Source organism: bacterium (assembly GCA_035307765.1).
Taxonomy (GTDB): domain Bacteria; phylum Sysuimicrobiota; class Sysuimicrobiia; order Sysuimicrobiales; family Segetimicrobiaceae; genus Segetimicrobium.
This window is the reverse complement of sequence record DATGHU010000044.1, coordinates 47,739-70,655: the sequence shown is the minus strand read 5'-3', so window position 1 is coordinate 70,655 and position 22,917 is coordinate 47,739. Positions and strand designations below refer to the sequence as shown.

At 67.7% G+C, this 22,917-nt stretch carries 21 protein-coding genes and 1 tRNA gene; 17 read left to right on the top strand and 5 right to left on the bottom strand.

What is annotated here, in order from left to right:
• Positions 1 to 3 precede the first annotated feature (3 nt).
• Together aroA and VKV57_14995 are read left to right on the top strand one after the other, a co-directional pair.
• On the top strand, positions 4 to 1,275 hold the full coding sequence (gene aroA, locus VKV57_15000; GenBank protein ID HLW61208.1) for a 3-phosphoshikimate 1-carboxyvinyltransferase: 1,272 nt from the start codon (positions 4 to 6) through the stop codon (positions 1,273 to 1,275).
• On the top strand, positions 1,272 to 2,018 hold the full coding sequence (locus VKV57_14995) for a sulfite exporter TauE/SafE family protein (protein HLW61207.1): 747 nt from the start codon (positions 1,272 to 1,274) through the stop codon (positions 2,016 to 2,018). Before aroA ends, VKV57_14995 begins: the two co-directional genes overlap by 4 nt.
• Here VKV57_14995 and cofH read toward each other — a convergent pair.
• From cofH to VKV57_14980, 3 genes are read right to left on the bottom strand one after another with little or no spacing between them, the layout of a single operon-like run.
• A complete protein-coding gene (gene cofH, locus VKV57_14990) occupies positions 1,983 to 3,311 on the bottom strand; it encodes a 5-amino-6-(D-ribitylamino)uracil--L-tyrosine 4-hydroxyphenyl transferase CofH (GenBank protein ID HLW61206.1) in 1,329 nt (442 codons plus the stop codon). The genes VKV57_14995 and cofH overlap by 36 nt on opposite strands.
• Positions 3,298 to 4,587, bottom strand: coding sequence for a 7,8-didemethyl-8-hydroxy-5-deazariboflavin synthase CofG (cofG, locus tag VKV57_14985; protein HLW61205.1), 1,290 nt, complete (start codon positions 4,585 to 4,587; stop codon positions 3,298 to 3,300). Before cofG ends, cofH begins: the two co-directional genes overlap by 14 nt.
• A gap of 6 nt (positions 4,588 to 4,593) precedes the next feature.
• Entirely contained in the window at positions 4,594 to 5,310 is a 717-nt protein-coding gene (locus VKV57_14980) for a class I SAM-dependent methyltransferase (GenBank protein ID HLW61204.1), read from the bottom strand.
• A 427-nt stretch (positions 5,311 to 5,737) separates the two neighbouring features.
• Here VKV57_14980 and aroF point away from each other — a divergent pair, with 427 nt between their 5' ends.
• The 13 genes from aroF to VKV57_14915 all read left to right on the top strand — a co-directional run bounded on the left by aroF (position 5,738) and on the right by VKV57_14915 (position 19,138).
• Positions 5,738 to 6,760 (top strand): 3-deoxy-7-phosphoheptulonate synthase, encoded by a 1,023-nt coding sequence (gene aroF, locus VKV57_14975; GenBank protein HLW61203.1) that lies wholly within the window; start codon positions 5,738 to 5,740, stop codon positions 6,758 to 6,760.
• A gap of 7 nt (positions 6,761 to 6,767) precedes the next feature.
• Positions 6,768 to 7,634, top strand: coding sequence for a prephenate dehydrogenase (locus tag VKV57_14970; protein HLW61202.1), 867 nt, complete (start codon positions 6,768 to 6,770; stop codon positions 7,632 to 7,634).
• A 3-nt stretch (positions 7,635 to 7,637) separates the two neighbouring features.
• Positions 7,638 to 9,119, top strand: a complete 1,482-nt coding sequence (trpE, locus tag VKV57_14965) for an anthranilate synthase component I (protein HLW61201.1) — start codon at positions 7,638 to 7,640, stop codon at positions 9,117 to 9,119.
• Between the two features lie 21 nt (positions 9,120 to 9,140).
• Positions 9,141 to 9,752: an aminodeoxychorismate/anthranilate synthase component II gene (locus tag VKV57_14960; protein HLW61200.1), complete on the top strand. Its 612-nt coding sequence runs from the start codon at positions 9,141 to 9,143 to the stop codon at positions 9,750 to 9,752.
• Positions 9,753 to 9,754: 2 nt separating this feature from the next.
• On the top strand, positions 9,755 to 10,771 hold the full coding sequence (gene trpD / locus VKV57_14955) for an anthranilate phosphoribosyltransferase (protein HLW61199.1): 1,017 nt from the start codon (positions 9,755 to 9,757) through the stop codon (positions 10,769 to 10,771).
• Positions 10,772 to 10,820: 49 nt separating this feature from the next.
• Entirely contained in the window at positions 10,821 to 11,606 is a 786-nt protein-coding gene (gene trpC, locus VKV57_14950; GenBank protein HLW61198.1) for an indole-3-glycerol phosphate synthase TrpC, read from the top strand.
• 33 nt (positions 11,607 to 11,639) lie between these two features.
• Positions 11,640 to 12,704, top strand: a complete 1,065-nt coding sequence (gene trpS / locus VKV57_14945) for a tryptophan--tRNA ligase (protein ID HLW61197.1) — start codon at positions 11,640 to 11,642, stop codon at positions 12,702 to 12,704.
• Between the two features lie 38 nt (positions 12,705 to 12,742).
• A complete protein-coding gene (locus VKV57_14940; GenBank protein ID HLW61196.1) occupies positions 12,743 to 13,369 on the top strand; it encodes a phosphoribosylanthranilate isomerase in 627 nt (208 codons plus the stop codon).
• Complete coding sequence (gene trpB, locus VKV57_14935) at positions 13,369 to 14,574, top strand: tryptophan synthase subunit beta (protein ID HLW61195.1); 1,206 nt, start codon at positions 13,369 to 13,371, stop codon at positions 14,572 to 14,574. The genes VKV57_14940 and trpB overlap by 1 nt, the downstream gene beginning before the upstream one ends.
• Positions 14,571 to 15,365 (top strand): tryptophan synthase subunit alpha, encoded by a 795-nt coding sequence (trpA, locus tag VKV57_14930; GenBank protein HLW61194.1) that lies wholly within the window; start codon positions 14,571 to 14,573, stop codon positions 15,363 to 15,365. Before trpB ends, trpA begins: the two co-directional genes overlap by 4 nt.
• Before the next feature lie 98 nt (positions 15,366 to 15,463).
• Positions 15,464 to 16,483 carry an LLM class flavin-dependent oxidoreductase gene (locus tag VKV57_14925; GenBank protein HLW61193.1) on the top strand — a complete coding sequence of 340 codons (1,020 nt, stop codon included), beginning with the start codon at positions 15,464 to 15,466 and terminating at the stop codon, positions 16,481 to 16,483.
• Positions 16,484 to 16,697: 214 nt separating this feature from the next.
• Positions 16,698 to 17,771, top strand: coding sequence for a transposase (locus VKV57_14920; GenBank protein HLW61192.1), 1,074 nt, complete (start codon positions 16,698 to 16,700; stop codon positions 17,769 to 17,771).
• 221 nt (positions 17,772 to 17,992) lie between these two features.
• Positions 17,993 to 19,138, top strand: a complete 1,146-nt coding sequence (locus tag VKV57_14915) for a citrate synthase (protein HLW61191.1) — start codon at positions 17,993 to 17,995, stop codon at positions 19,136 to 19,138.
• 109 nt (positions 19,139 to 19,247) lie between these two features.
• Here VKV57_14915 and VKV57_14910 read toward each other — a convergent pair whose 3' ends face one another.
• Positions 19,248 to 20,036, bottom strand: a complete 789-nt coding sequence (locus VKV57_14910; protein ID HLW61190.1) for an SDR family oxidoreductase — start codon at positions 20,034 to 20,036, stop codon at positions 19,248 to 19,250.
• A 1,059-nt stretch (positions 20,037 to 21,095) separates the two neighbouring features.
• Between VKV57_14910 and VKV57_14905 the strand changes: the two genes are divergently transcribed.
• Both VKV57_14905 and VKV57_14900 read left to right on the top strand, forming a co-directional pair.
• Positions 21,096 to 21,171, top strand: a tRNA-Lys gene (locus VKV57_14905).
• A 221-nt stretch (positions 21,172 to 21,392) separates the two neighbouring features.
• The gene (locus tag VKV57_14900) at positions 21,393 to 22,418 is read left to right on the top strand and encodes a hypothetical protein (GenBank protein ID HLW61189.1); all 1,026 of its coding nucleotides are present in this window, start codon (positions 21,393 to 21,395) and stop codon (positions 22,416 to 22,418) included.
• A gap of 190 nt (positions 22,419 to 22,608) precedes the next feature.
• Here the strand turns inward: VKV57_14900 and VKV57_14895 are convergent, their stop codons facing one another.
• Entirely contained in the window at positions 22,609 to 22,917 is a 309-nt protein-coding gene (locus VKV57_14895) for a hypothetical protein (protein HLW61188.1), read from the bottom strand.

Here is a 22,917-nt window from a genome sequence, read left to right as displayed (position 1 = left end):
CCGTTGGTCGTTTCCCCGGGGCCTCCGCTCCGGGGCGTTATGCGCGTGCCCGGAGACAAGTCGATCTCCCACCGCGCGGCCATTCTCGGCGCGATGGCGCGGGGGACCACGCGCGTGTCGGGGTTCCTTGAGGCCGAGGATTGCCGGTCGACGCTGCGGTGCCTGCGCGCCCTCGGCGCGGCGATCGAGGAACGTGATGGGGAGCTCGAGATCCGCGGCGGATCGCTTCGTGAGCCGGACGACGTGCTGGATGTCGGCAACTCCGGCACGACGATCCGGCTCCTCGCGGGGGTGCTGGCGGGCCAGGGGTTTCACGCCGTGCTGACGGGGGACGCCTCGATCCGCCGCCGCCCGATGGATCGCGTCACCGACCCGCTGCGGCGAATGGGGGCCCGGATCACCGGACGCCAAAGCGGCCGGCTGGCCCCGCTGACAATCGAAGGGGGGGGGCTGCGCGGGATCGCGTACACGACACCGGTCGCCAGCGCGCAGGTGAAGTCGGCGGTGTTGCTCGCCGGGGTGTTCGCCGACGGCGCCACGTCGGTTCGCGAACCCGCTCAGAGCCGGGACCATACCGAGCGCATGCTGGAGGCGTTCGGGGCGGGCGTGGAACGCGAAGATCTGCTCACCCGCCTGTGGGGACCCGTGGCGTTGCGGGGCGCGCGGGTGCGGGTGCCGGGAGATCTCTCCTCGGCCGCCTACTTGCTGGTGGCGGCGGCGCTGGTGCCGGGATCCGAGGTCGCGGTCGCCGATGTCGGGCTGAATCCCACGCGAACCGGGATCCTCGACATCCTGAAGATGATGGGGGCGGCGGTGGAGGTGCGCGATCGGCGGGAGGAGGGCGGGGAGCCCGTCGGGACGATCGCCGTTCGGGCGAGCCAACTCCACGGGGTGACGATCGGCGGAGACCTCGTGCCCCGGGCGATCGACGAGCTCCCCGTCGTCGCGGTGGCGGCGTGCCTCGCCGAAGGCGAAACGCTGATCCGGGACGCGGCCGAGCTCAGGGTGAAGGAGTCCAACCGCATCGACGCCCTGACGAGAGAGCTGGGGCGCCTCGGCGCCCAGATCGAGTCCCAATCGGACGGGCTGGCGGTGGTGGGCACCCGGCGGCTGCGGGGGGGCCACGTCGCGAGCGGCGGGGATCACCGCATCGCGATGAGCCTGGCCGTGGCCGGCTTGTGCGCCGACGGCCCCGTCACGATCGATGATCCCGACTGCATCGAAACATCGTTCCCGGGCTTCGCCGCGACCCTCCGCCGGGCCACCGGCGGATGACCTATAGCCCCCTTCAGCTCGCCGTCGCCGCGCTGGTCGTGTGCGCCGCTTCCATGATCAAGGGCGCGATCGGATTTGGGTTCCCGCTGGTTGCGGTGCCCCTGTTGTCCACGATCTTCGGCCCGCGGGTGGCCATCCCGGTCATCGCCATCCCCACGCTGCTCAGCAATCTCATCGTCGTCAGCCGGACCGGACGGAGCGGGTTTGTCCGGCCGCTCGTTCTGTTGCTGGCGGGCCTGATCGTGGGGACGGGGATCGGGGCCCTGCTGATCACGTCCCTCGACCCCCACGTGCTGGCCGCGCTGGTCGGCGCGGTGGCGGTGCTGTACGTGGCCGCGACGGCGTTCCGGTTGACGCTCAAGATTCCAATCGGCGCCGAGCAGCGGGTGGCCTCGATCGTCGGCGTGTTCGCCGGCCTGATGGGCGGATCGACCGGGATTTTCGCCCCGGTGCTCGCGAGCTACATGCACTTTCTCCAACTGTCGAAGCGGGAGTTCGTGTTCGGGATCACGCTGCTGTTTTTTGTCGGCAACCTGGTTCAGGTCTCGAGCTATTTCCGGCTGGGGCTCTACGCCGGCCCGGTCCTGCACGCGGCGCTCCTGGCCTGTCTGCCGATGGCCGTAGGGACCTGGGGCGGGCTGCTCCTGCAGGACCGGTTGTCGCCCGCCGTGTTTGAGCGGGTGGTGCTCGGCGTCGTCTTCCTCGCCTCACTCAACCTGCTGTTCCGAGGGCTGTTCCGATGACACGGCGGCGGTCCGGTGGGGATGGCGGTACCGGTACCGGTCCAGCTTGATGAGCTGCTGGTAACTGCCAAACCGCCCCGGGTCCGCCGCGGCGCGATCGAGGGCCTCGGGGTGATCCTCGTCCTCGCGGTCGAAGACGCGGCGCAGCGCGTACAGCGTCGACCGCTCCGCCGGAACCCGCCCCGCGTCCCTGACCAGCCGCCGCAGTTCGATCGGCGGCACCAGCTGCCCGTAGCCCGCGCCGGCCGCCGTCGAGATGCTCTCGTTGATCAGCGTCCCGCCAAGGTCGTTGGCGCCGGCCGTGAGCAGGAGCTGGGCGAGCCGCTGGCCTTCCTTGACCCAGGAAACCTGGAGGTTCGGGATCGTCCGGTTGAGGACGATGCGTGCGGTGGCGTGCACCCGAACCACCTCCAAACCCGTCGGCCCCGGTCGCAGGCCGGGCACGAGGGAGCGCCGCCACATCGGCGCCTCGGTGTGGACGAAGCTCAGCGGGACGAACTCGGTAAACCCTCCGGAGCGGCGCTGCAAGTCGCGGAGCAGGACGAGGTGACGGGCCTGGTGTCCCCGCGTCTCCGCGTGGCCAAACATCATCGTGGAGGTCGTCGGGATCCCCAGCTCGTGCGCCGTCGTGATCACGTCGATCCACTGCGCCGTCCGGATCCGTCCGGGCGCGATGCGGTCACGGAGCTCGTCGTCGAGGATTTCCGCGGCGGTCCCCGGGAGGCTCCCCACCCCGGCGGCCTTGAGCTCGGCGAGGTACTCCCGGATCGTCCGCCCCGACCGGACCGAGCCGTAGAGCACCTCTTCCGGCGAGAACCCGTGGATGTGGATGTCCGGAATCGCGCGCTTGAGGGTGTGGGTGAGCCGAATGTAGAGGTCGCCGTCCATCTTGGGCGGCAGCCCAGCCTGAACGCACACCTCGGTGGCGCCCAGGTCCCACGCCTCGCGTGCCCGCCGCACGATCTCATCCTCCGGGAGGAAGTACCCTTCCTCTTCCCTGAAGTCGCGGCTGAACGCGCAGAACCCGCACCCTTTGATGCACACGTTGGTGAAATTGATGTTCCGGTTGACCACATAGGTGACGATGTCGCCCACGGACTCCCTGCGCAGCTGGTCGGCGGCGGCGAGGGTCGCGGTCAGCTCGCGCCCCGAAGCGCCGAGCAGCATCTCCGCCTCCTCCGCCGTCACATCCCCCCCGGACAGCGCGCGATCGAGGGCGCGGGCGACCGGCGGATCGATCTCCCGGAGCAGGCGGTTGAGTGCGGCCCCGGGTCCAGCCTCATGTGCCTCCATGGCGAGCCAGACCTCCTTTGGCGTACCCTTCGGCATCCGCGGCGGCGAACAGCCGGTCCCGCGGGGCCGGGGCGAAGAACTCCTGGTGGTGGAGCAGATATTCGGGGTAGGCGGGGAGCCGGGGCCTGAGGTCCAGTCCCGCCGCCGTCGTGGCCGCAGCCAAGGCGTCGATCTGCGGCCACGGCGCCTCGGGGTTGACGTAGTCGATCGTGAGGGGCGAGATCCCCCCCCAGTCGTTGATGCCCGCCTCGAGGTAGATGGGGAAGTCGACCGCGCTGAGGTTGGGGGGGACTTGGATGTTTGCCTCGGGCCCGAGCACGAGCCGCGCCACCGCGGCCGTGCGGACGACGTCCAGGATCCCCGGTTCCGCCGCGCCCGCCATGGCCGTGTGCGGTTTGGCGCGGAAGTTTTGCACGATCACTTCCTGGACGTGCCCCCACCGGGCATGCGACTCGCGGATGGCCAGGAGGGCGTCCACGCGCTCCTGGGGAGTCTCCCCAATCCCGATCAAGATCCCGGTCGTAAACGGCACACGGAGCGCTCCGGCCGCCTCCAGCGTGGCCAGGCGCGCCCGCGGGCGCTTGCTGGGTGCGTTCGCGTGCGGGCCTCCGGGCCGGCACAGGCGCTCGCTCACGCTCTCCAGCATCAGCCCCATGGAGGCGCTGACCTCCCGCAGCCCGGCCATCTCCGTGCGGGTCATCGTGCCGGGATTGAGGTGGGGCCCCAGCCCGGTCTCGCGCAGCACGAGCGCGGCCACTTCGCCAAGGTAGGAGAGCGTGCTGCGGTGGCCGCGGTGGGCGAGCCACCGCCGCGCCTCCGGAAAACGCTGCTCGGGTCGCTCGCCCAGGGTGAACAGCGCCTCGGTGCACCCCAGCCGCTCTCCCCCGCGGGCTACCGCCAGGACGTCCTCGGGGGTCATGTAGAGCCCGGGATCGTTCTCGGGGTCGGTGCGGAAGGTGCAGTATCCACACGTGTCGCGGCACAGCCGCGTCAGGGGGATGAACACCTTGGGCGAAAAGCTGACCGTCCGCCCCTTGCCCAGGGTGCGCAGCGCGCGCGCGGCGGCGCAGACGGCCGGGAGGTCCGCCTCCGGGCACGCCATCAGGAGCGCGGCGTCCTCGCCCCCCGCCGCGCCGCGGCCCAGGGCGCGATCGAGCGCGGCCGCGACGGCCGGCGTCCGGGCCAGACGGAGAGGGTCGGAGGCGGTACCATCGGACCCTCGGAGAAAAAGGCGCTTCGCGGGGGAGATCATCGCTCTAGAGCTTCGCGATCCCATCGCCCATCACCCTGCCGGCTCGTTCCCCCGCAGGCCGATGTAGAGGCCCCGGCCCATCAGCCCGTCGTGCTCGTAGCGGACCGTCAGATCGGCCGCACGGAACGCCGCCAGATATTCGTCGTGGGAGAACAGGGCGAGTTCGTGGCGCTCCACGAAGTGCTCCACCCCGCTCGGCGTCGCGACGAGATAGTGGAACGGCAGGACCGCGAGGCCTCGATCGGCCGCGCTGATGTGCAGCCGGGCGATCTTCAGGTCGGGCCGGTCGACGAAGATCGCGCCCAGCCGGCCGGGCTGGAAGTCCTCCGGGCGGACGAACGGCTCGACGATGACCAGCCCCCCCGCGCGGACGTGCCGGCGCATGCTGCCCACGGCTTCGTGAAGCTTCGCAACCGTCCCGGCGTACGCGATCGAGGCAAACAGGCAGGTCACGACATCGAACCGGCGGGGGAGGTCGAACCGCACCATGTCCGCGTGATGAAATACGACATCCGGGTGTCGCCGGCGAGCGGTGGCCAGGATCTCCGGGTTGAGGTCGAGCCCCTCCACCGCGAAGTGCGGCTTGAGGTGGACGAGATGCTGGCCGGTTCCGCAGGCGACGTCGAGCAGGGTCTCGACGGGCCGCCGGGCGTGGGTCTGGATCACGGTGCGCAGCCGCTCCGCCTCCGCGCGGTAATCCTTCCACTCGTAGATCGCGTCGTAGAATTCGACGGATTTCGTGAACATGAGGATGCTCCTCGGTGGGACGCGCGACGTGTCTTCACTATCCGCCGTGTGGCCGAAAAGGCCCTTCGTGCCTAGCGTCTTGACGGAGTGTGCTATAGTGGAGGGTACCAAACCCGATGACCGGGACGAGTACCTCCGGCGGATCTACAGAGCGACCCGTGCGCAGGGTGCGAGCACGGGAGGCCGCCGGGGCGGAATGGACCCGCGAGGGGCGGGACGAACGGCGCACGTGCGCTGAGTAGTCCCCGCCGGGTTCCTCCACCGTGGGCGGAGGTGGGACGGAGCAGAGCAACGGCTTCGTTCCCTGGCGAGCGTCCCGGCCGTACGGCCGGGAAAATGGGGTGGTACCGCGGGTGGCGCATCAAGCCTCCCGTCCCGAGCGGACGGGGGGCTCTTATGTTTTTGCAGGGGTGAGGAGGACAGCGGAATGATCGTCGTGATGGGTCCCGGTCACACCCGCCCGCAGATGGACGCGGTCATCCAGAAGATCGAGGAGGCCGGTCTGCGCGTGCAGATCAACGAAGGGGTGGAGCGAATCGTGATCGGCGTGGTGGGCGACAGCCACACAAAGGAGCTCCTGCGCGAGAACATTGGGGCCATGGCCGGCGTCGAGAACGTCGTCCGCATCCTCCAGCCGTACAAACTCGTCAGCCGCGAGTTTCACGGCGGCCGCGACACGACGGTGTGGGTGAAGGATGTGGCCATCGGGGGCGGCCGGGTGATCGTCATCGCCGGCCCCTGCTCGGTGGAGACGAGGGAGCAGGCGCTCGAGACCGCCCATGCGGTGAAGGAGGCCGGCGCCCAACTGCTTCGCGGCGGAGCCTTCAAGCCGCGGACCTCCCCCTACTCGTTCCAGGGCCTCGAGGAGGAGGCGCTCAAGATTCTGGCGGAGGCCCGCGAGATCACCGGGCTGCCGGTGGTGACGGAGGCGATGGACCCCCGACAGCTCGAGATGGTCATGCGGTACGCGGACATGATTCAGATCGGCGCGCGGAACATGCAGAACTACCCGCTGCTGCGGGAGGTCGGACGGGTGAGCCATCCCGTGATGCTCAAACGCGGGCCCAGCGCGACGATTGAGGAGCTGTTGCTCGCCGCCGAGTACATCATGGCCGAGGGGAACGTCAACGTGGTTCTGTGCGAACGCGGCATCCGCACGTTCGAGAACTACACGCGGTTCACGCTCGACCTCAACGCGGTCCCGGTCCTCAAGCACCTCACGCATCTTCCCGTGATCGTCGATCCCTGCCACGGGACGGGGAAGTGGGAGCTCGTCACCCCGATGGCGCGGGCGTCGGTGGCCGCCGGCGCCGACGGGCTTCTGGTAGAGGTCCATCCCGATCCAGGCCGGGCGCTCAGCGACGGGCCGCAGCAGCTGACCCCCGTGAACTTCGCCCTGATGATGCAGGAGCTGGACGCGGTCGCCCTCGCCGTGGGACGCCGCGTGTGAGCGCCGGATGGAGACGTTCCGCCGGGTCGCGATCGTCGGGGTTGGCCTGATCGGGGGGTCGCTCGGGATGGCGCTGCGGGCCCGCGGGCTGGCCCGCGAGGTCGTGGGGGTGCCCCGGTCGCTGGCGACGATCGGCCAGGCGTGCCGGCGCGGGGCGATCGATCGGGGCACGATCGATCCGGCGGAAGGGGTGGACGGCGCCGATCTGGTCGTCCTGGCCGTTCCGCCTGACCAGATCGTCCCGATGGCGCGGCGGGTGGCGCCGCACCTCCCGGCGGGCGCTCTGCTCACTGACGTGGCGAGCGTCAAGGCGGCGATCGTCTCCGGGATCGAGGCGGGCGTCGGAACCCGCGGCGAGGTGGCGTTTGTCGGCGGCCATCCGATGGCCGGCAACGAGGGGCGGGGGGTCGACGCGGCGGAGCCCGGGCTGTTCGCCGGCACCGCCTATCTCCTGACACCCACATCGCGGACGCCGCGCGCGGGCGTGGAGCGCTTGGCTCAGTTGGCCAGGGCGCTGGGTGCGGTCCCGATGGAGATGAGCCCGGAGGAGCACGACCGGACCGTGGCGCGGGTGAGCCACCTTCCTTATCTAGTTGCCGCCGCCCTGATGGGCGCCGTGGGCGGGGCCGGTCCCGCCGCGGGCCCCTCGCTGCGGGGGGCCACGCGGGTGGCGGCGAGTCCGGTCGCGATGTGGGCCCAGATCTGCCGGCTGAACCGTGCGCCGATCCAGGAAGCGCTGCGCGTTTTTCGGCAGGAGCTCGACCGCCTGGAGGCCGCGCTCGCCGACGAACGCCGCCTGGACACCCTCCTCGAGGCCGCCCGGGAGACGCGGCTCAGGTTGGGGGGAAGCGCCGGGGACCCGGAGAGAGGATAGCGGATGGCGAAGGCGCTGGTGTTGGAACCCGGGACCCAAGAGTTCGACCGCAGGGCGCGCGAGGGCAATCTCGTGCCGGTCTCCTGCGAGGTGATCGCGGATCTGGAGACGCCGATCTCCGCGTACCTGCGCCTGCGCGATCTCCCGCACCCGTTCCTCCTCGAGAGCGTCGAGGGGGGAGCCAAGGTCGCACGATACTCCTTCCTCGGCGCTCAGCCGCGGTTGACCCTCACCGCGGACCCTTCCGGGGTGGAGATCGTCGAAGGGGGGAGCTCGCGCCGAGTGGCGGAGGATCCGCTGGTTGCGGCGCGAGCGGTGCTGGCGCGCTACCGGCCGGTCGTGGATCCCTCGCTCCCGCGATTTTACGGCGGGCTCGTGGGCTCGTTCGGCTATGATCTGATCCGGACGATCGAGCATCTCCCGCACCGCCCCCCCGACGACCGCAACTTCCCGATCATGAGCCTGGCCCTGGCCGACACCGTGATGATCTTCGACCACCTTCGCCACCGCATCCGGATTGTCGCGAACGCCTGCGTGGATGACGGGGCGGAGCGCGCCTACCGGGGGGCGCGTGCCCGGATCGAGGAGTGGCTCGAACGGCTGCACCGGCCTTTACCCGCCCCGCCGGCTTCCACCGGTGTGCCGTCGCTCCGGGTGCGCTCGAACATGACCCGCGAGCAGTACATCGCGGCCGTTCGACGATGCAAAGAATACATTTACGCCGGCGACGCGTTCCAGATCGTCTTCTCGCAGCGATTCGCGACGGAGATCGGCGCCCTCGACCCGTTTGCGATCTACCGGGCGCTGCGGATGATCAATCCGTCCCCGTTCATGTTCTTCCTCGAGGGGCGAGGCGCGACGCTGGTCGGCGCGTCTCCCGAGCTGCTCGTCCGCCTGGAGGGCGATCTGGTGGAGATGCGGCCGATCGCGGGGACCCGGCGGCGCGGTCTCAGCGAGGACGAGGATCGCGCGCTCGCCGAGGAGCTGTTGGGCGATGAGAAGGAGCGGGCGGAGCACGTCATGCTGGTGGACCTCACCCGGAACGACGTCGGACGGATCGCGCGATACGGCACGGTGCGGGTCTCGGAGCTGATGACCGTGGAGCGCTACTCGCACGTCATGCACATTGTGAGCAACGTGCAGGGGCGGCTCGGTCCCGGACGGGACGCCTTCGATGTGCTCCGGGCCGTGTTTCCGCACGGCACGGTCAGCGGGGCGCCCAAGGTGCGGGCGATGGAGATCCTGGACGAACTGGAGCCGACCGCCCGCGGGCCGTATGCCGGGGCGGTCGGGTACGTGGGGTTCGGCGGCGCGCTCGACACCTGCATCGGCATCCGGACGCTGGCGATCAAGGACGGCGTGGCCTACGCCCAGGCCGGGGGCGGGATCGTCGCCGACTCTGATCCGGCCTTCGAGTACGACGAAACGATCAATAAGGCCAAGGTGCTGATCCGAGCGATCGAGACGGCGGGGCGAGGGCTGTAGCGGCGGGCCGGAGGCGAACCGATGATCCTGGTCATCGACAACTATGACTCATTCACCTACAACCTGGTGCAGTACCTCGGAGAGCTGGGGGAAACGCCGCAGGTCTTTCGGAACGACGCGATCAGCGTCGAGGAAATCGTCGCCCTGGCCCCCGAGGCGATCGTGATCTCGCCGGGCCCCTGCACGCCGGCGGAGGCCGGGGTAAGCACGCCCGGGGTCGCTCGGCTGATCGGCCGCATCCCGATCCTGGGGGTGTGCTTGGGCCACCAGTGCATCGGCGCCGCGCTCGGCGCCCGGGTGGTGCGCGGCCGCGCGCCCGTGCACGGGAAGACTTCGCGGGTCCACCACGACGGCCGGACGATCTTTCGGGGGTTGCCGAGCCCGCTGGTGGGCACCCGTTACCACTCGCTGGTCATCGATGAAGCGGGGCTGCCGGACTGCCTCGAGGTGTCGGCCCGCACGGAAGACGGCGTCGTCATGGGCGTCCGCCACCGCGCGGCGCCGCTGGAGGGGGTGCAGTTCCACCCCGAGTCGGTCCTGACCGAGCACGGCCACGCGCTGCTGAGGAACTTTTTGGAGCTCGCCCGGGCCGGTGCGGCCCCGGCGCAGTCCGCCGGGGTGGGGGAGGGATAGGGATGCCGCTCAAACCGGCGATCGCCAAGGTCGCGGCGCACCACACGCTTACCGAAACCGAGGCCCATGCGGCGATGGGGATCATCATGGACGGGGAAGCCACCCCGGCCCAAATCGCCTCATTCATTACCGCGCTGGCGGTGCGCGGCGAGACGGTAGAGGAGATCACGGGGTTCGCCCGGGCGATGCGCGAACACGCCGTCATGATCTCTCCCCAGGCCGACCACATCGTCGACATCGTGGGGACGGGCGGAGATCGGCTCAATACGTTCAACATTTCCACCGTCACGGCGTTCGTGGTCGCGGGGGCGGGCGGACACGTCGCCAAGCACGGCAACCGGGCGGCGAGCAGCAAGTGCGGGGCGGCCGACGTGCTCGAGGCCCTCGGCATCAACCTGGGAGTCCCTCCCGAGGTGGTCCAGGCGTGCGTGGAGGAGGTGGGGTTCGGGTTCATGTTCGCGCCCCACTTTCACCCGGCGTTCAAGCACGCGCTCGCCCCGCGCCGCGAGATCGGCATCCGCACGGTGTTCAACATCCTCGGCCCGCTGACCAATCCCGCCCGTGCGCGCCGCTACCTGCAGGGCGCCCCCACCGCGGTGCACACCGAGCTGATGGCCCAGGTGCACGCCGCGCTCGGCGTCGACCGGGCGTTCGTCGTGCACGGCCAGGACGGGATGGACGAGATCTCGCTGTGCGCGGCCACCCAGGTGTCCGAGGTGTCGGACGGCGCCGTCCGGACCTATACCATCGCCCCCGAGGAGTTCGGGTTCCGGCGCGCCCCCCTCGAGGCGCTTCTCGGGGGATCCTCTCAGGAGAACGCCGAGATCTGCGTCGGCGTCCTGCGCGGTGACGGGGGGCCGCGGCGCGACGTTGTCCTCCTGAACGCCGGCGTCGCCCTGGTCGCCGCGGGGCTGGCTGAGGCGATCGGGGACGGGATCGGCCTCGCGGCTCACAGCATCGATTCGGGCGCCGCGTACGCCAAGCTCGAAGCGCTGCGGCTCAAGACCAAGTTTGCATGAGATTCCTCTGCGTACTCGGTCGGCCCCGCCCCGCGCGTGGGGTGCGTGAGTGACGGGCGCCCTGGGCGCGATCGTCGAGCACAAGCGCCGAGAACTGGCGGATCGCCGGCGCCGCATCCCGCTGGACGATCTGCGCCGGCGGACGGCGGACGCCGAGCCGCCCCGGGGATTCCTCCGGGCGCTCCGGGGGCCGCGGATTCAGCTGATCGCCGAGGTGAAAGGGGCTTCGCCGTCCGCCGGCACGATTCGGGCGGGCTTTGATCCGGCCGCGGTGGCGCGCGGGTACGAGGCGGCGGGGGCCGCGGCGATCTCGGTGCTGACCGACGCTCGGTACTTCCACGGAGCGGACGCGCACCTGGCGGAGGCCCGCCGGGCGGTCGGGATCCCGGTCCTCCGCAAGGACTTTGTCGTGGACCCGTACCAGGTCTACGAAGCCCGGGCGATCGGCGCGGACGCGGTGCTCTTGATCGCGGCGATCCTGTCCCTGGAGGAGCTTGCGGAGTTGCAGAGCCTGGCGGAGGAACTGGCGATGGCCGCGCTCGTCGAGGTGCACGACGAGGTGGAGCTGGAGCGGGCCAGCGCGGTCCGCGCCTCTCTGGTTGGAATCAACAACCGCAACCTCGATACGCTCGAGACCTCGCTGGAGGTCTCGAGGCGGCTGCGTCCCCGCACCACGGAGGAGGCGACGGTCGTCGCCGAAAGCGGGATCGAAACACGCGCGCAGGTCGAGGAGATGGAGCGGCTCGGAATGCACGCGGTGCTCGTCGGCACCGCGTTGATGCGAGCGCCGGACCCGGCGGCCCGCGTGCGGGAGTTGTTGGGCATCGCGCGATGACGCGGCCGGCCCGAGCGGCCGGCGGGAGGGGATATGACTGGCACCCAGACCACAGCCACACACGCCGAGCGGCCCGGCGGCCGCAAGAAAGGCCGCCTTCTAACCGGAGACCGTCCGACGGGCCGGCTGCACGTTGGTCACTACGTGGGCTCGCTCGAGAACCGCCTCCGGCTGCAGGAAGAGTACGAGTGCTTCTTCCTGATCGCCGACTATCACGTGCTGACGACCGGCGCGGATCGGACGCGGGAGGTGGCCGGCCACATCCGGGAGCTCGTGCTCGACTACCTGAGCGTCGGGATCGACCCGCAGAAGAGCACCATCTACCTCCAATCGCTCGTGCCCGAAGTGGCGGTCCTGCACCTCATTTTTTCCATGCTCACGGCGGTCCCGCGCCTCCAGCGCGTCCCGACCCTCAAGGAGGTGATGCGGGATCTGAAGCTCGAGACCGCCTCCCTGGGCCTGCTGTCGTATCCGGTGCTGCAGGCCGCCGACATTTTGATGGTGCGGGCCGATGTCGTGCCGGTGGGGAAGGACCAATCGAGCCACCTGGAGGTCACCCGGGAGATCGCCCGCCGGTTCAACGAGCTGTACGGGCCGGTCTTTCCGGAGCCCCAAACCCTCACCGGGCGGGTCGGGACGCTGGTGGGGACCGACGGACAGGCGAAGATGAGCAAGTCCCTCGACAACGCGATCTACCTCTCCGACGACGCCGCGACCGTCGAGCGGAAGGTGAGCAGGATGTTCACGGACCCCACGCGGATCCACCCGACCGATCCCGGCCACGTGGAGGGCAACCCCGTGTTTATCTATCACGACGCGTTCAACAAGGACCGAGCGGAGGTGGAGGATCTCAAGGCGCGCTACCGTGCCGGGACCGTGGGCGACGTCGAGGTGAAGAAGCGGCTGGCACGCGCGCTGAACGAATTTCTCGAACCGATCCGAGCCCGGCGCGCCACGTTTGCCGCGGAGCCGAAACGGCTGGAGGAGATGATCATCGCCGGCAGCCGGACGGCACGCCGGGAGGCCCAGGAGACGCTGCACCTGTGCCTGGAGCGCATGGGGATGGATTATTTCCGGGCGGTCCGCCAGGAAGCGTAGGTTCCGGCGGCCGGGAGAGGCGGAACGGAGTTCCGACGATGGTGCGCGTGAAGATCTGCGGGATCCGTGGGCTGGAGGAAGCGCTGGCGGCCGTGGACGCCGGGGCGGATGCGATCGGCCTCAATTTCTGGCGGCCGGGGCGCCGATACGTCCCGCCTGAGATCGCCCGAGCGATCGCCCGGGCGCTCCCGCCGTTCGTGGCACGGGTGGGGGTGTTCGTGGACGAGGAGCCGGAGACGATCCGGGCGATCGCCGCCCTCTGCGGCCTGGACGCCCTGCAGCTTCACGGATCGGAGAGTCCGGAGTTCTGCCGGCAGTTTGACCGCCCGGTGATCAAGGGGGTGAAGGTCCGCAGCGCTCAGAGCGTGGATGGCCTCGCCCGCTTCGGCGCCGCCGCGCTGCTGCTGGACGCGCACGTGCCCGGGGAGATGGGGGGGACGGGGCGGACGTTCGACTGGTCCCTGGCCGTCCGGGCGAAGGAGGCCGGGCCGGTGATCCTGTCCGGCGGGCTCACCCCGGAGAACGTGGAGGAGGCGATCCGGGCGGCGGTCCCCTACGCCGTGGACGTCGCCAGCGGCGTGGAGACCGACGGGCGGAAGGACCCCGTCAAGATTCGCGCGTTTGTCACTCGAGTACAGGCGTGGAATGCTGCGGAGGTGCGATGATGACCGCCAGACCAGTCGCCGAGATCCGGTCGCGAGGCCGCTTCGGGGCATACGGGGGACGCTACGTTCCCGAAACGCTGATCCCGGTGCTCGATCAGTTGGAGGCGGCGTACGCGGCGGCGGCCCGCGATCCCGCGTTTGCCGCCGAGGTCAACCGGTACCTGGCGACGTTTTGCGGTCGGCCGACCCCACTGTACTTCGCCCGGCGCCTCACCGAGGCACTGGGCGGGGCGCGGATCTACCTGAAGCGGGAGGATCTCCTCCACACCGGGGCCCACAAGATCAACAACACGATCGGCCAGGTGCTGCTGGCGATCCGCATGGGCAAGCGCCGCATTATCGCCGAGACCGGGGCGGGCCAGCACGGCGTGGCCACCGCCACCGCGGCGGCCGCGTTCGGGCTCCCCTGCGACGTCTACATGGGCACGGAGGACATGGAGCGGCAGGCCCTCAACGTTTTCCGGATGCAGCTGCTGGGGGCTCGGGTCATTCCGGTCGACTCGGGCACCCGGACGCTGAAGGACGCGATCAATGAAGCGCTGCGGGACTGGGTGACGAACGTCGAGACGACGCTCTACGTCATCGGGTCGGTGGTGGGCCCTCATCCGTACCCTACGCTCGTTCGCGACTTTCAGTCCGTGATCGGCCGGGAGACGCGCGCGCAGATGCAGGCGGCGGAGGGGCGGCTGCCCGATTGTCTGGTCGCGTGCGTCGGCGGGGGCAGCAACTCGATGGGCCTGTTTCATCCATTTAAGGATGACCCGCAGGTGTCGTTCATCGGCGTCGAGGCGGGGGGACTCGGCCTCGCCACCGGACGGCACGCCGCGACCCTGTGTGCCGGAAGCCCTGGGGTGCTCCACGGCGCGCTGAGCTACCTGCTGCAGAACGCGGACGGCCAGGTGCTGCCCACGCACTCCATTTCCGCCGGCCTCGACTACCCCGGCGTCGGCCCCGAGCACGCCTACTTCAAAGATCTCGGCCGCGCGGCATACGTGTCGGTGACCGACGCCGAGGCCCGCGACGCGTTCCACTTCCTTTCGCGGACGGAAGGGATCATTCCGGCGCTCGAACCGGCTCACGCGGTGGCCTACCTGCGCACGCTCGTTCCGCGGCTGGGCCGCGAGAAGATCATTGTCCTGGGTCTCAGCGGGCGCGGCGACAAGGATGTCGACACGATCGCCAAGGCGATGGAGCCCCCTCTGTGACGGCGAACCGGCTTATCGACACTCTGGCCGCGCTGAAGGCGCAGGGCCGTCGGGCGCTCATCCCCTACGTCATGGCGGGGGATCCGGATCTCGGCGCGACCGAACGGCTCGTCGCCATAATGGAGGCCGCGGGGGCCGATGCGGTGGAGTTGGGGATCCCGTTCAGCGATCCGATCGCCGACGGCCCCATCAACCAGCGGGCGGGGCTCCGGGCGATGGCCCGCGGTGCGGGAGTTCGTCCGGCGATGGACCTGGTCGCCCGCCTCCGCGAGCGGACCCAGGTGCCGCTCGCCTTCATGACCTACTACAACCTCATCCTCCGCCACGGGCTGGAGGCGTTCTGCCGGGACGCGGCGGCGGCGGGTCTCGACGGCCTGATCGTCGCCGACCTCCCGCCCGAAGAGGGCGGGGAGCTCATCGCCGCGGCACGGCGGCAGAAAATGGCGACAATTTTCCTCCTGGCCCCCACGAGCACCGAGGCGCGCATTCGGGCGGTCGCCGCGGTGTCGACCGGGTTCGTTTACTGCGTGTCCAGAACCGGGGTCACCGGCATCCGCGACGAGCTGCCGGCGGGCGTGCGGGAGTTGGTGCTGCGAATCCGGGAGCAGACCCAGACGCCGATCTGCGTCGGGTTCGGCATCAGCCGCCCGGCTCAGGCGCACGAAGTGGCGGCGGTGGCCGACGGGGTGATCGTCGGCAGTGCCATCGTCAAGATGATTGAGGAGGCTCCCGCCAAGCTCGACGCCGTCGGCACCTTTGTGCGGGAACTCAAGGCTGCGGTGGCAGGGTGAGATCGAGCGGTCCGGGGAGTCGGCCGGGCCGCGCCGCCCCCCCGACCCCCGCGCACACTCGGTAGGGGCGGGCGCGGCCCTCAGGGAGGAATTTATCGATGGGAGCGTTCGGCCTCACCCTTCCCAACCGAGGCGTGCTGCTCGGCACGATCACGCCGGATGAGCTGTTGGCCCTCGGAGAGCTGGCCGACCGCTCGGGCGCGTTTCAGTCGCTCTGGGTCGGCGACAGCATCCTGGCCAAACCGCGATTGGAGTCGGTGGTTCTCTTGGGCGGGCTGGCCGGGCGCACGCATCGTGCCCGGCTGGGGGTGGCGTGCATGTCCACCTTCGCCCACCGCCATCCCATCTTGCTCGCGCTGCAGTGGTCGAGCCTTGATGTGCTGTGCAACGGGCGGGCACTGCTCATCGCCTGCCTCGGCGGATCGGACGAGATGAGCGCGGCGCAGGCGCTGGAGCATCTGACGATGGGAATCACCTCGAGTGAGCGGATTGGGCGGTTGGAGGAGGGGATCGTCCTGCTCCGTCGGTTGTTCACCGAGGAGCGCGTCACCCACCAGGGACGGTTCTATCACGCGGAGGGCGTAACGATCGAACCGCGGCCGGTGCAGCACCCACTCCCGATCTGGATCGCCAGCAATCCCACGACCGTCACCTACAAAGTCGGGCAGCCGGTCAGTGGGCGGAATGTGGAACGGTCGTTCCGCCGGGTGGCCCGCCTCGCCGATGGTTGGATGACGAACAAGATTTCCCCGCAGATCTTTGCGGAGCAATGGGCGATCATCCGGCGGATGGCCATAGAGGAGGGGCGCGACCCGAACCCCCTGGGCAACGTCCTCTACCACAACATCAATATCAACCCGGACCGGGAGCAGGCCCTCGATGAGAGCCGGCGTTTCCTCAACGCGTACTACACCGCTAACTTCTCGCGGGGGTTCGTGGAAGCATGGACGGCCGTGGGAACGCCTGCCCAGTGCATCGACCAGTTCAAGGCGTACTTCGCTGCCGGTGTCGAGGAGATCGCGGTCCGGATGACCTCTTGGGACCAGCGGGGTCAGCTCGATCTCTTCCTCCGAGAGGTGGCCCCGGCCTTCGCGCCGGGTGCGGGAAGGCCTGCCTGACGGGAAGGCCGGCCGGTAGGGATCGCAAGGCGCGCGGCCGCCGGCCGAGGCACGAAGTGCCTCAAAATTATCGACACCGAAGAGAGACCTGTTGCCTCAAAATGCGGGTCACCGGCGCCCAGGAGGCAACGTGGGTCCTCTCAGTGTACGCGAATACGCCGCATCCCTTCGTCCGCGCGATCGCCTCGCCTCACGTCGCGACAAGAGTCGTCTCTTGGATGAGTTTTGCCGGGTCACCAAACGGGACCGCAAGGTGGCGATCCGTCTGCTGCGACACTCCCCCAAACGCCCGCGCCGCCGGGCCGGCCGCCCCCGAGAGTATCAGCGCACCTTGCGGCCGGCGTTGGAACAGGTGTGGGAAGCCAGCGACTATCTCTGCTCCAAGCGCTTGGCGCCCTTTCTGCCGGCACTGCTCGAGGCCCTGGAGCGGCATGACGAGGTGACGCTCCCGGCTGAGCACCGCATCGCCCTGCTGCGGATCAGCCCGGCCACCATCGATCGGCTCTTGCGCCCCGTGCGCCGGCTGTACCGGCGCCACGGCCTCGCGACGACCAGCCCGAGCCTCACCGCCCTGCGGGCCCAAGTCCCGCTCCGGACCTTCGGGGAGTGGACCCATGTGCCCCCCGGCCACTTGCAGGCCGATCTGCTCGCGCACTGCGGGGAAAGCGAATCCGGCTTCTATCTCACCTCGCTCCTCGCCATCGACGTCGCCACCGGCTGGACCGAGCGGCAGGCCGTCTGGGGCAAGGGCCACAAGCGCGTGGGCAGCGCCGTGCACTTCGCCCGTCAGGCCCTGCCCATGCCCCTGCTCAGCCTGCCTACCGACAACGGCGGGGAGTGCCTCAACCAGATCCTCGTGCCGTGGTGTCGTGGGGAGCGCATCACCTTCACCCGCGGCCGACCCTATCGCAAGAACGACCAGGCGTATGCCGAGCAACGCAACGGCGCCGTGCTGCGCCGGTACATCGGCTACGAGCGCTACGCCAGCCGTGCCGCGTTCGCCGCGCTGAAGGCCGTGCACGAATTGCTACGGCTGTACGTGAACTTCTTTCAATCCCTCCGCAAATTGGTGTCCAAAGAACGCCACGGCGCCCGCGTAATCACACGCTACGATCGCGCGCAGACGCCCTACCGCCGGGTGCTCGCCAGCGGCGTCCTCAGCCCAGCAGGCAGCGCCGCGCTCACCGCTCAGTATCAGCAGCTCAACCCACTCCGGTTGCGTGCGGATCTTCAAACTCGCCTCGATAACCTCTGGACCCTCGCGGACGGCAGGAGGACCGCCCCATGAGCCTCTTGAGGGCGAGACAGCGACGCATGGACGCGCGGCCACCCCGTAAAAGAGACCCACGAGGGCATCAAGGCCGCACGCGGGGTAACCCCCAGTATGAGGCATCACCCCCTACTTCGGTGACGAGGACTTTTGAGGCAACACGAGGCATTGACAAGCGGCGGGATCGGCGCCTAGGGTGTAGGTAGAGCGTGATCGGTCGAACAGGGAGGCAGGGGTCCGTGCAGCAGGGATCGGCAGGTTCAGTTCAGGTCGCGGAGGGTCTCGAGGGGATCGTCGTTTCGGAGAGCCGCATCTGCTTCGTGGACGGCATCCAGGGACGGCTGATCTACCAAGGGTACGATATCCACGATCTCGCCCAGCACGCGAGTTTCGAAGAGGTGGCATACCTCCTCTGGCACGGAGAGCTCCCCACCCGCACTCAGCTCGACCGGCTCAATCGGGATCTCGCTCAGGCGCGGGCACTGCCTGGTGCCGTGCTGGAGATGCTGCGGACGTCTCCGCGCGACGCGCTCCCGATGGACGTTCTGCGCAGCGCGGTCTCAACCCTCGGGCTCTACGATCCGGACTCCAAAGATCACTCGCCCGACGCCAACGTGCGGAAGTCGATCCGCCTGACCGCGCAGATCGGCACGATCGTTGCGGCGATCGGACGCCTCCGCGCGGGGAGCGCTCCGGTGCCCCCCGACCCCCAACTTACCCACGCGGCGAACTTTCTCTATATGCTTGGCGGGAAGCCGGCGGACCTGGAGAGCGTGCACGCCGTCGACATCGCGCTCGTGCTGCATGCTGACCACGAGCTCAACGCGAGCACGTTTTCAGCCCGGGTCACCGCCGCGACCCTAGCCGACATGCACTCCGCCATCACCTCCGCCATCGGCACGCTGAAGGGCCCGCTGCACGGCGGGGCCAACGAGGCGGTGATGCGGCTCCTCTTGAAGATCGGTCGACCGGCGGAGGCGGTTCCCACCGTGGCGGCGATGCTGGCGGCGAAGCAGAAGGTTCCCGGGTTTGGCCACCGGGTGTACAAAACCGAGGACCCCCGCGCCACGCATCTGCGCCGCATGTCCGAGACCCTCTGCCGCCAGCACGGCCAGCCCCAATGGTTTGAGATGTCGCGGGAGATCGAGCAGTACATTCTGCGCGAAAAACACCTACATGCGAACGTCGACTTCTATTCGGCGTCGACCTATTACGCGCTGGGCATCCCGCTCGAACTGTTCACCCCGGTTTTCGCGGTGAGCCGGATCAGCGGCTGGTCGGCCCACGTACTGGAGCAGTACGCCGACAACCGGCTGATCCGCCCGCGCGCGGAATACGTGGGGCCGACCAACCGGACGTTTGTGCCGATCGACCAGCGAACCTAAATTAGCCCGAGCGGAAATCCGTCCGCAACATCGAGGAAGTCTCCCCCGGAACGATCTGCCAGCTCAGAACCCTCCACCGGGGGCGACAACGTGATGAGGTCGTCGGGGGTCAACCGATGATGTCTTCCCCGCCGTCGATCCCGATGACGTTCCCGGTGATCCACTCCGTTCCAGGGCGACAGAGGGCGGCGAGCGCGCGCGCCACATCGCTCGGAGTGGTGAGCCTCCCGGAGGGGTTCCGGCGGAGAGCGGCGTCGACGATCGCCTCGTGCCCGGGGATCTTGCGCAGCGCTGGCGTGTCGGTGACCCCCGCCCGAACCGCATTGATCGTGATCCCGCGGGAGGCCAGCTCCATCGCTAGTTGGCGAATGTGCGATTCGAGCGCCGCCTTGGCCGCGGAAACCGCCCCGTAGTTCGGCAGCACCCGGCTTCCGCCCGCGCTCGTCATGGCAAAGATCTTCCCCCCCTTGCGCATCAGGCTTCGGTGAACGAGGTCCTGCACCCAATAGACCAGGCTGTGCGCCATCACGCTGAGGGTCATGTCCATCTGGGCTGGGGTGATCGCTTCTTGGGGGGAATCGGCGGTGTACGGGCGGAGATTCCCGAAGGCGAGGGAGTGGAGGAGCACTGCCACCGTACCCGACGGACCGATCTCTTCGGCCGCGCGAAACAGCACTTCCTCCCGGCGCTCCGGGTCAGCGGCATTCACGTTGAAGAACAGTGCTCGACGGCCCGTGGTGAGGATGCCGTTAATCACTTGCTCGACGTGGGCCTGCGTGGCTTTGCGGTCGAGGTGGACGCCGATGATGTCAAAGCCGCTTCGAGCGAACTCCAGGCTCGCCGCTTCCCCGAAGCCGCTGCTGGCTCCTAGGATCAACGCCCATCCGTGTTCTGGCATCACGTCCTCCGATCTACGTGATAGACGGCCACCGGACGGCCCGAGGCCTGCGCGCGCCGATCGAAGCGGAGCGTCATCACTGTTCGCGTTGCCTCCGGAGATCCCCTCGGCGGCACGAGTTCCCCATCACCTCTGGATGATGAAGTGGTGGCTTCTCTTCCGGTTCTTCAATTTATGCTTGCCAACCCGAAGATGGCTGGGGCCCGCCTTCCCAAGAAGTCGCCGCGCCGAAATCAAAACGGTGGGAATCACCGGTGCGAAGCGGGGGTTCGGAGTGAGCCGACCCGCCGCCCAGCAGTGTATCGCTCAATAACCATTCCCTGCCAAGCCTTGCAGCAGACAACGCGGTCTGGGGACCGGATCGGCGGCCTTCATTGGACACCTTCCAATGCCTTGCGCTCCGCAGTGGTATCGCCGCTCCCACGTTGGTGGCTGGTGATCCTGGTTATAGCCGATGGGATGAGGGAGGAATCCATCATCTGGATGATAGTCCTGGTTTTTAGCAAGCGGTAATGTAAATGATAGTTACATTTCCTCCTATCATCGGGGCCTTGAATGCAGCCAACTTTCTCAGATCGAGATTCTACTGCCGGGTTCAAACTGCCCGACCGGTTCTTTCCTGTTACTATCCATGCCGGTTTAATCCACGTCCGAAGGATTCCATTCGCCGGACCCTGGAACTACGCCCAACTTGAATGGAGGGACGAAGCTGAGGTCGAGTATTTCGTCGATGGTGGCGGAGAGCGCCAGAAGATTCGCACCCGCGAAGAATTGAACGCGATCGTTCTGTTGTCACAGATCGCTGGCACTTGGGAGGTCTGGATCCACGGACGCCTCGTGGACGAGGCCCGTCGATTATGGGAGGATGCGCGCCGCGTTGCGAGGATTCGCCGGCGTAGCTAGATCGACCACACCTCTTACCTGCTTTTCCTTCCGTCTCGTTCCGAAGCCGCTGGAATTGGTCTTAATTGGAAATGCTCGAAATAGTTGACGCGGGGCATCGCGTCAAGGACCTCGTATGGAGCGACCGCTTGTGCCATATGCTAAAATGCCGAGTGTGGGCCGTTAGCTCAGTGGGTAGAGCGCCGGGCTTTTAACCCGGGCGTCGCGGGTTCGAGTCCTGCACGGCCCACCACGGAAAACCGCACAGGACGCGGCTTCCAGAAGGTTGTCCCCCCGAGAGGGGTCCTCCGAGCAGCCTGTTTTGCAAACGCCTGCAAACGCGAGACTCCTTTCCTCTGCGAGGCCATCACTCTCGACGTACGGCGCAGCTATAATAAGGGCCAGATAGCATCATCCAGAATCGAGAATAATCGTTACGCACCGACATCGCAGGCCGCAGGTGGGGGGGGGCGCATGACGATTATCGCGAGCGGACGTAGGTTCGACCTGAACAAGTATGGCGTCGAGAAGGACTTCGAAGAGGATATCCGCGACTCTTCCAGCGTCCTCTTCGGTAAGGCCACAATCTACATCGATGCCAAGAAGAAGATCGAATCCAAAACCTTAGGTGCCACGGTCCCAGATGGTTTCTTCTTCGATTTCAAAGACCCTACCGACCCGCAATTTTACATCGTCGAGGTCGAGTTGTCGCGGCATGGATTCTACGATCACATTTTCCCACAGATCACGAAGTTCTTTGCCTTTTTCAAGAACACAGGGCTTCAGAAGCGCCTCGTGGATAAGCTCTTCTCGGTCGTCGACAGCGACCCCCAGCTGAAGTCGGAATTCCGAAAGTACATAGGGCACACAGAGATCTACAAGTTCTTGAGCGACATCATCGAGACGAGCCAGAATATTCTCTTGGTCACCGATGGCGGCATTGCTGAGCTCCCTGAGATCATGGCGACTTATACTGACACATGGGGGAAGATGGTCAAGTGCCTCGAGGTCAGAAAGTACATGAGTGGTAACGACGTCGCATACTCCGTCTCCCCGGATGTCGAGACATTGCAGTACGCAGAGACGGAAGAAGCGCCTAATGACGAAGGAAGCGGGGAGCAGGGCCCCTACAGTGAGCAATTCCATCTTGAAGACGTGCCGCAATCGATCAGAGACGTTTACGCGAAGATCAAGCAAGCTGCGACGCTCATCGACGGAAGCGTCATCTTCAATCCGCAGAAATATTACATTTCCATCAAAGCCCCAACGAATGTGGCGTTCCTCAAGATCCGGAAGAAGAAGGTGCGCTTCATCGCGATGCTGCCCGAAGTACGCATCCGTGATCTGATCAAAATACACGCTGTCGCATCACTCTCGCAGCCGGTTCAGGACTTCTACAATGGGCCGTGCGCCGCCATCGACATTCCCGATGCCGCCAATTTCGCAGAGATCGAAACGCTTCTGCGGGATCTGCTCGCCCATAAGCCAGCCGGCAGCTGATTTCGCTCATCCTTGAGACCATTTGGGACCTTGGTGGACTTCCAAAATAGCAGGGGCTCCTAAACAATGCCTCTTTTAACCCGGCTCGTCCCTTTGGTATTCTCAGCCTCTCGGACCCGACAGTTCAGGGAGGCATGAAACGGCGGGTCGGTCTCTTGGCACCCCGCTCGCTTTCCGTACTCGGGCCTTTCTAGACAAGAGAAACGACGGGAGAAGCGCGCTTCGATCTCGCCTTGGCAGCGTTTTGCCTCGCCGCCTCCCGCTGGGTGTCCGTCACCCGCCGGCGACCCCTGCGGATGTGAACGCACTCAAGGGGCAGCTCGAATTCCATCGCCGTGACCTTCTCGGTATCATCCCTGTGCGTCTCCACGAGCTTGGCCCGAGGATGCTTCGCCAGCTTCCGCATCATGGGACCCTGACAGCTGTAGACGTGCGCGATTCCCTGGTCGGCATCGGACCACTGGATAACCGTTTCCCGTTCTGCGGCATCAATCTTCAT

Coding starts and splice junctions, on each gene's coding strand:
- VKV57_14995 (HLW61207.1), top strand. CDS start 1,272: ATGACCTATAGCCCCCTTCAGCTCGCCGTCGCCGCGCTGGTCGTGTGC.
- cofH (HLW61206.1), bottom strand. CDS start 3,311: ATGGAGGCACATGAGGCTGGACCCGGGGCCGCACTCAACCGCCTGCTC.
- cofG (HLW61205.1), bottom strand. CDS start 4,587: ATGGGATCGCGAAGCTCTAGAGCGATGATCTCCCCCGCGAAGCGCCTT.
- VKV57_14980 (HLW61204.1), bottom strand. CDS start 5,310: ATGTTCACGAAATCCGTCGAATTCTACGACGCGATCTACGAGTGGAAG.
- aroF (HLW61203.1), top strand. CDS start 5,738: ATGATCGTCGTGATGGGTCCCGGTCACACCCGCCCGCAGATGGACGCG.
- VKV57_14970 (HLW61202.1), top strand. CDS start 6,768: ATGGAGACGTTCCGCCGGGTCGCGATCGTCGGGGTTGGCCTGATCGGG.
- trpE (HLW61201.1), top strand. CDS start 7,638: ATGGCGAAGGCGCTGGTGTTGGAACCCGGGACCCAAGAGTTCGACCGC.
- VKV57_14960 (HLW61200.1), top strand. CDS start 9,141: ATGATCCTGGTCATCGACAACTATGACTCATTCACCTACAACCTGGTG.
- trpD (HLW61199.1), top strand. CDS start 9,755: ATGCCGCTCAAACCGGCGATCGCCAAGGTCGCGGCGCACCACACGCTT.
- trpS (HLW61197.1), top strand. CDS start 11,640: ATGACTGGCACCCAGACCACAGCCACACACGCCGAGCGGCCCGGCGGC.
- VKV57_14940 (HLW61196.1), top strand. CDS start 12,743: ATGGTGCGCGTGAAGATCTGCGGGATCCGTGGGCTGGAGGAAGCGCTG.
- trpB (HLW61195.1), top strand. CDS start 13,369: ATGACCGCCAGACCAGTCGCCGAGATCCGGTCGCGAGGCCGCTTCGGG.
- VKV57_14925 (HLW61193.1), top strand. CDS start 15,464: ATGGGAGCGTTCGGCCTCACCCTTCCCAACCGAGGCGTGCTGCTCGGC.
- VKV57_14910 (HLW61190.1), bottom strand. CDS start 20,036: ATGCCAGAACACGGATGGGCGTTGATCCTAGGAGCCAGCAGCGGCTTC.
- VKV57_14900 (HLW61189.1), top strand. CDS start 21,393: ATGACGATTATCGCGAGCGGACGTAGGTTCGACCTGAACAAGTATGGC.
- VKV57_14895 (HLW61188.1), bottom strand. CDS start 22,917: ATGAAGATTGATGCCGCAGAACGGGAAACGGTTATCCAGTGGTCCGAT.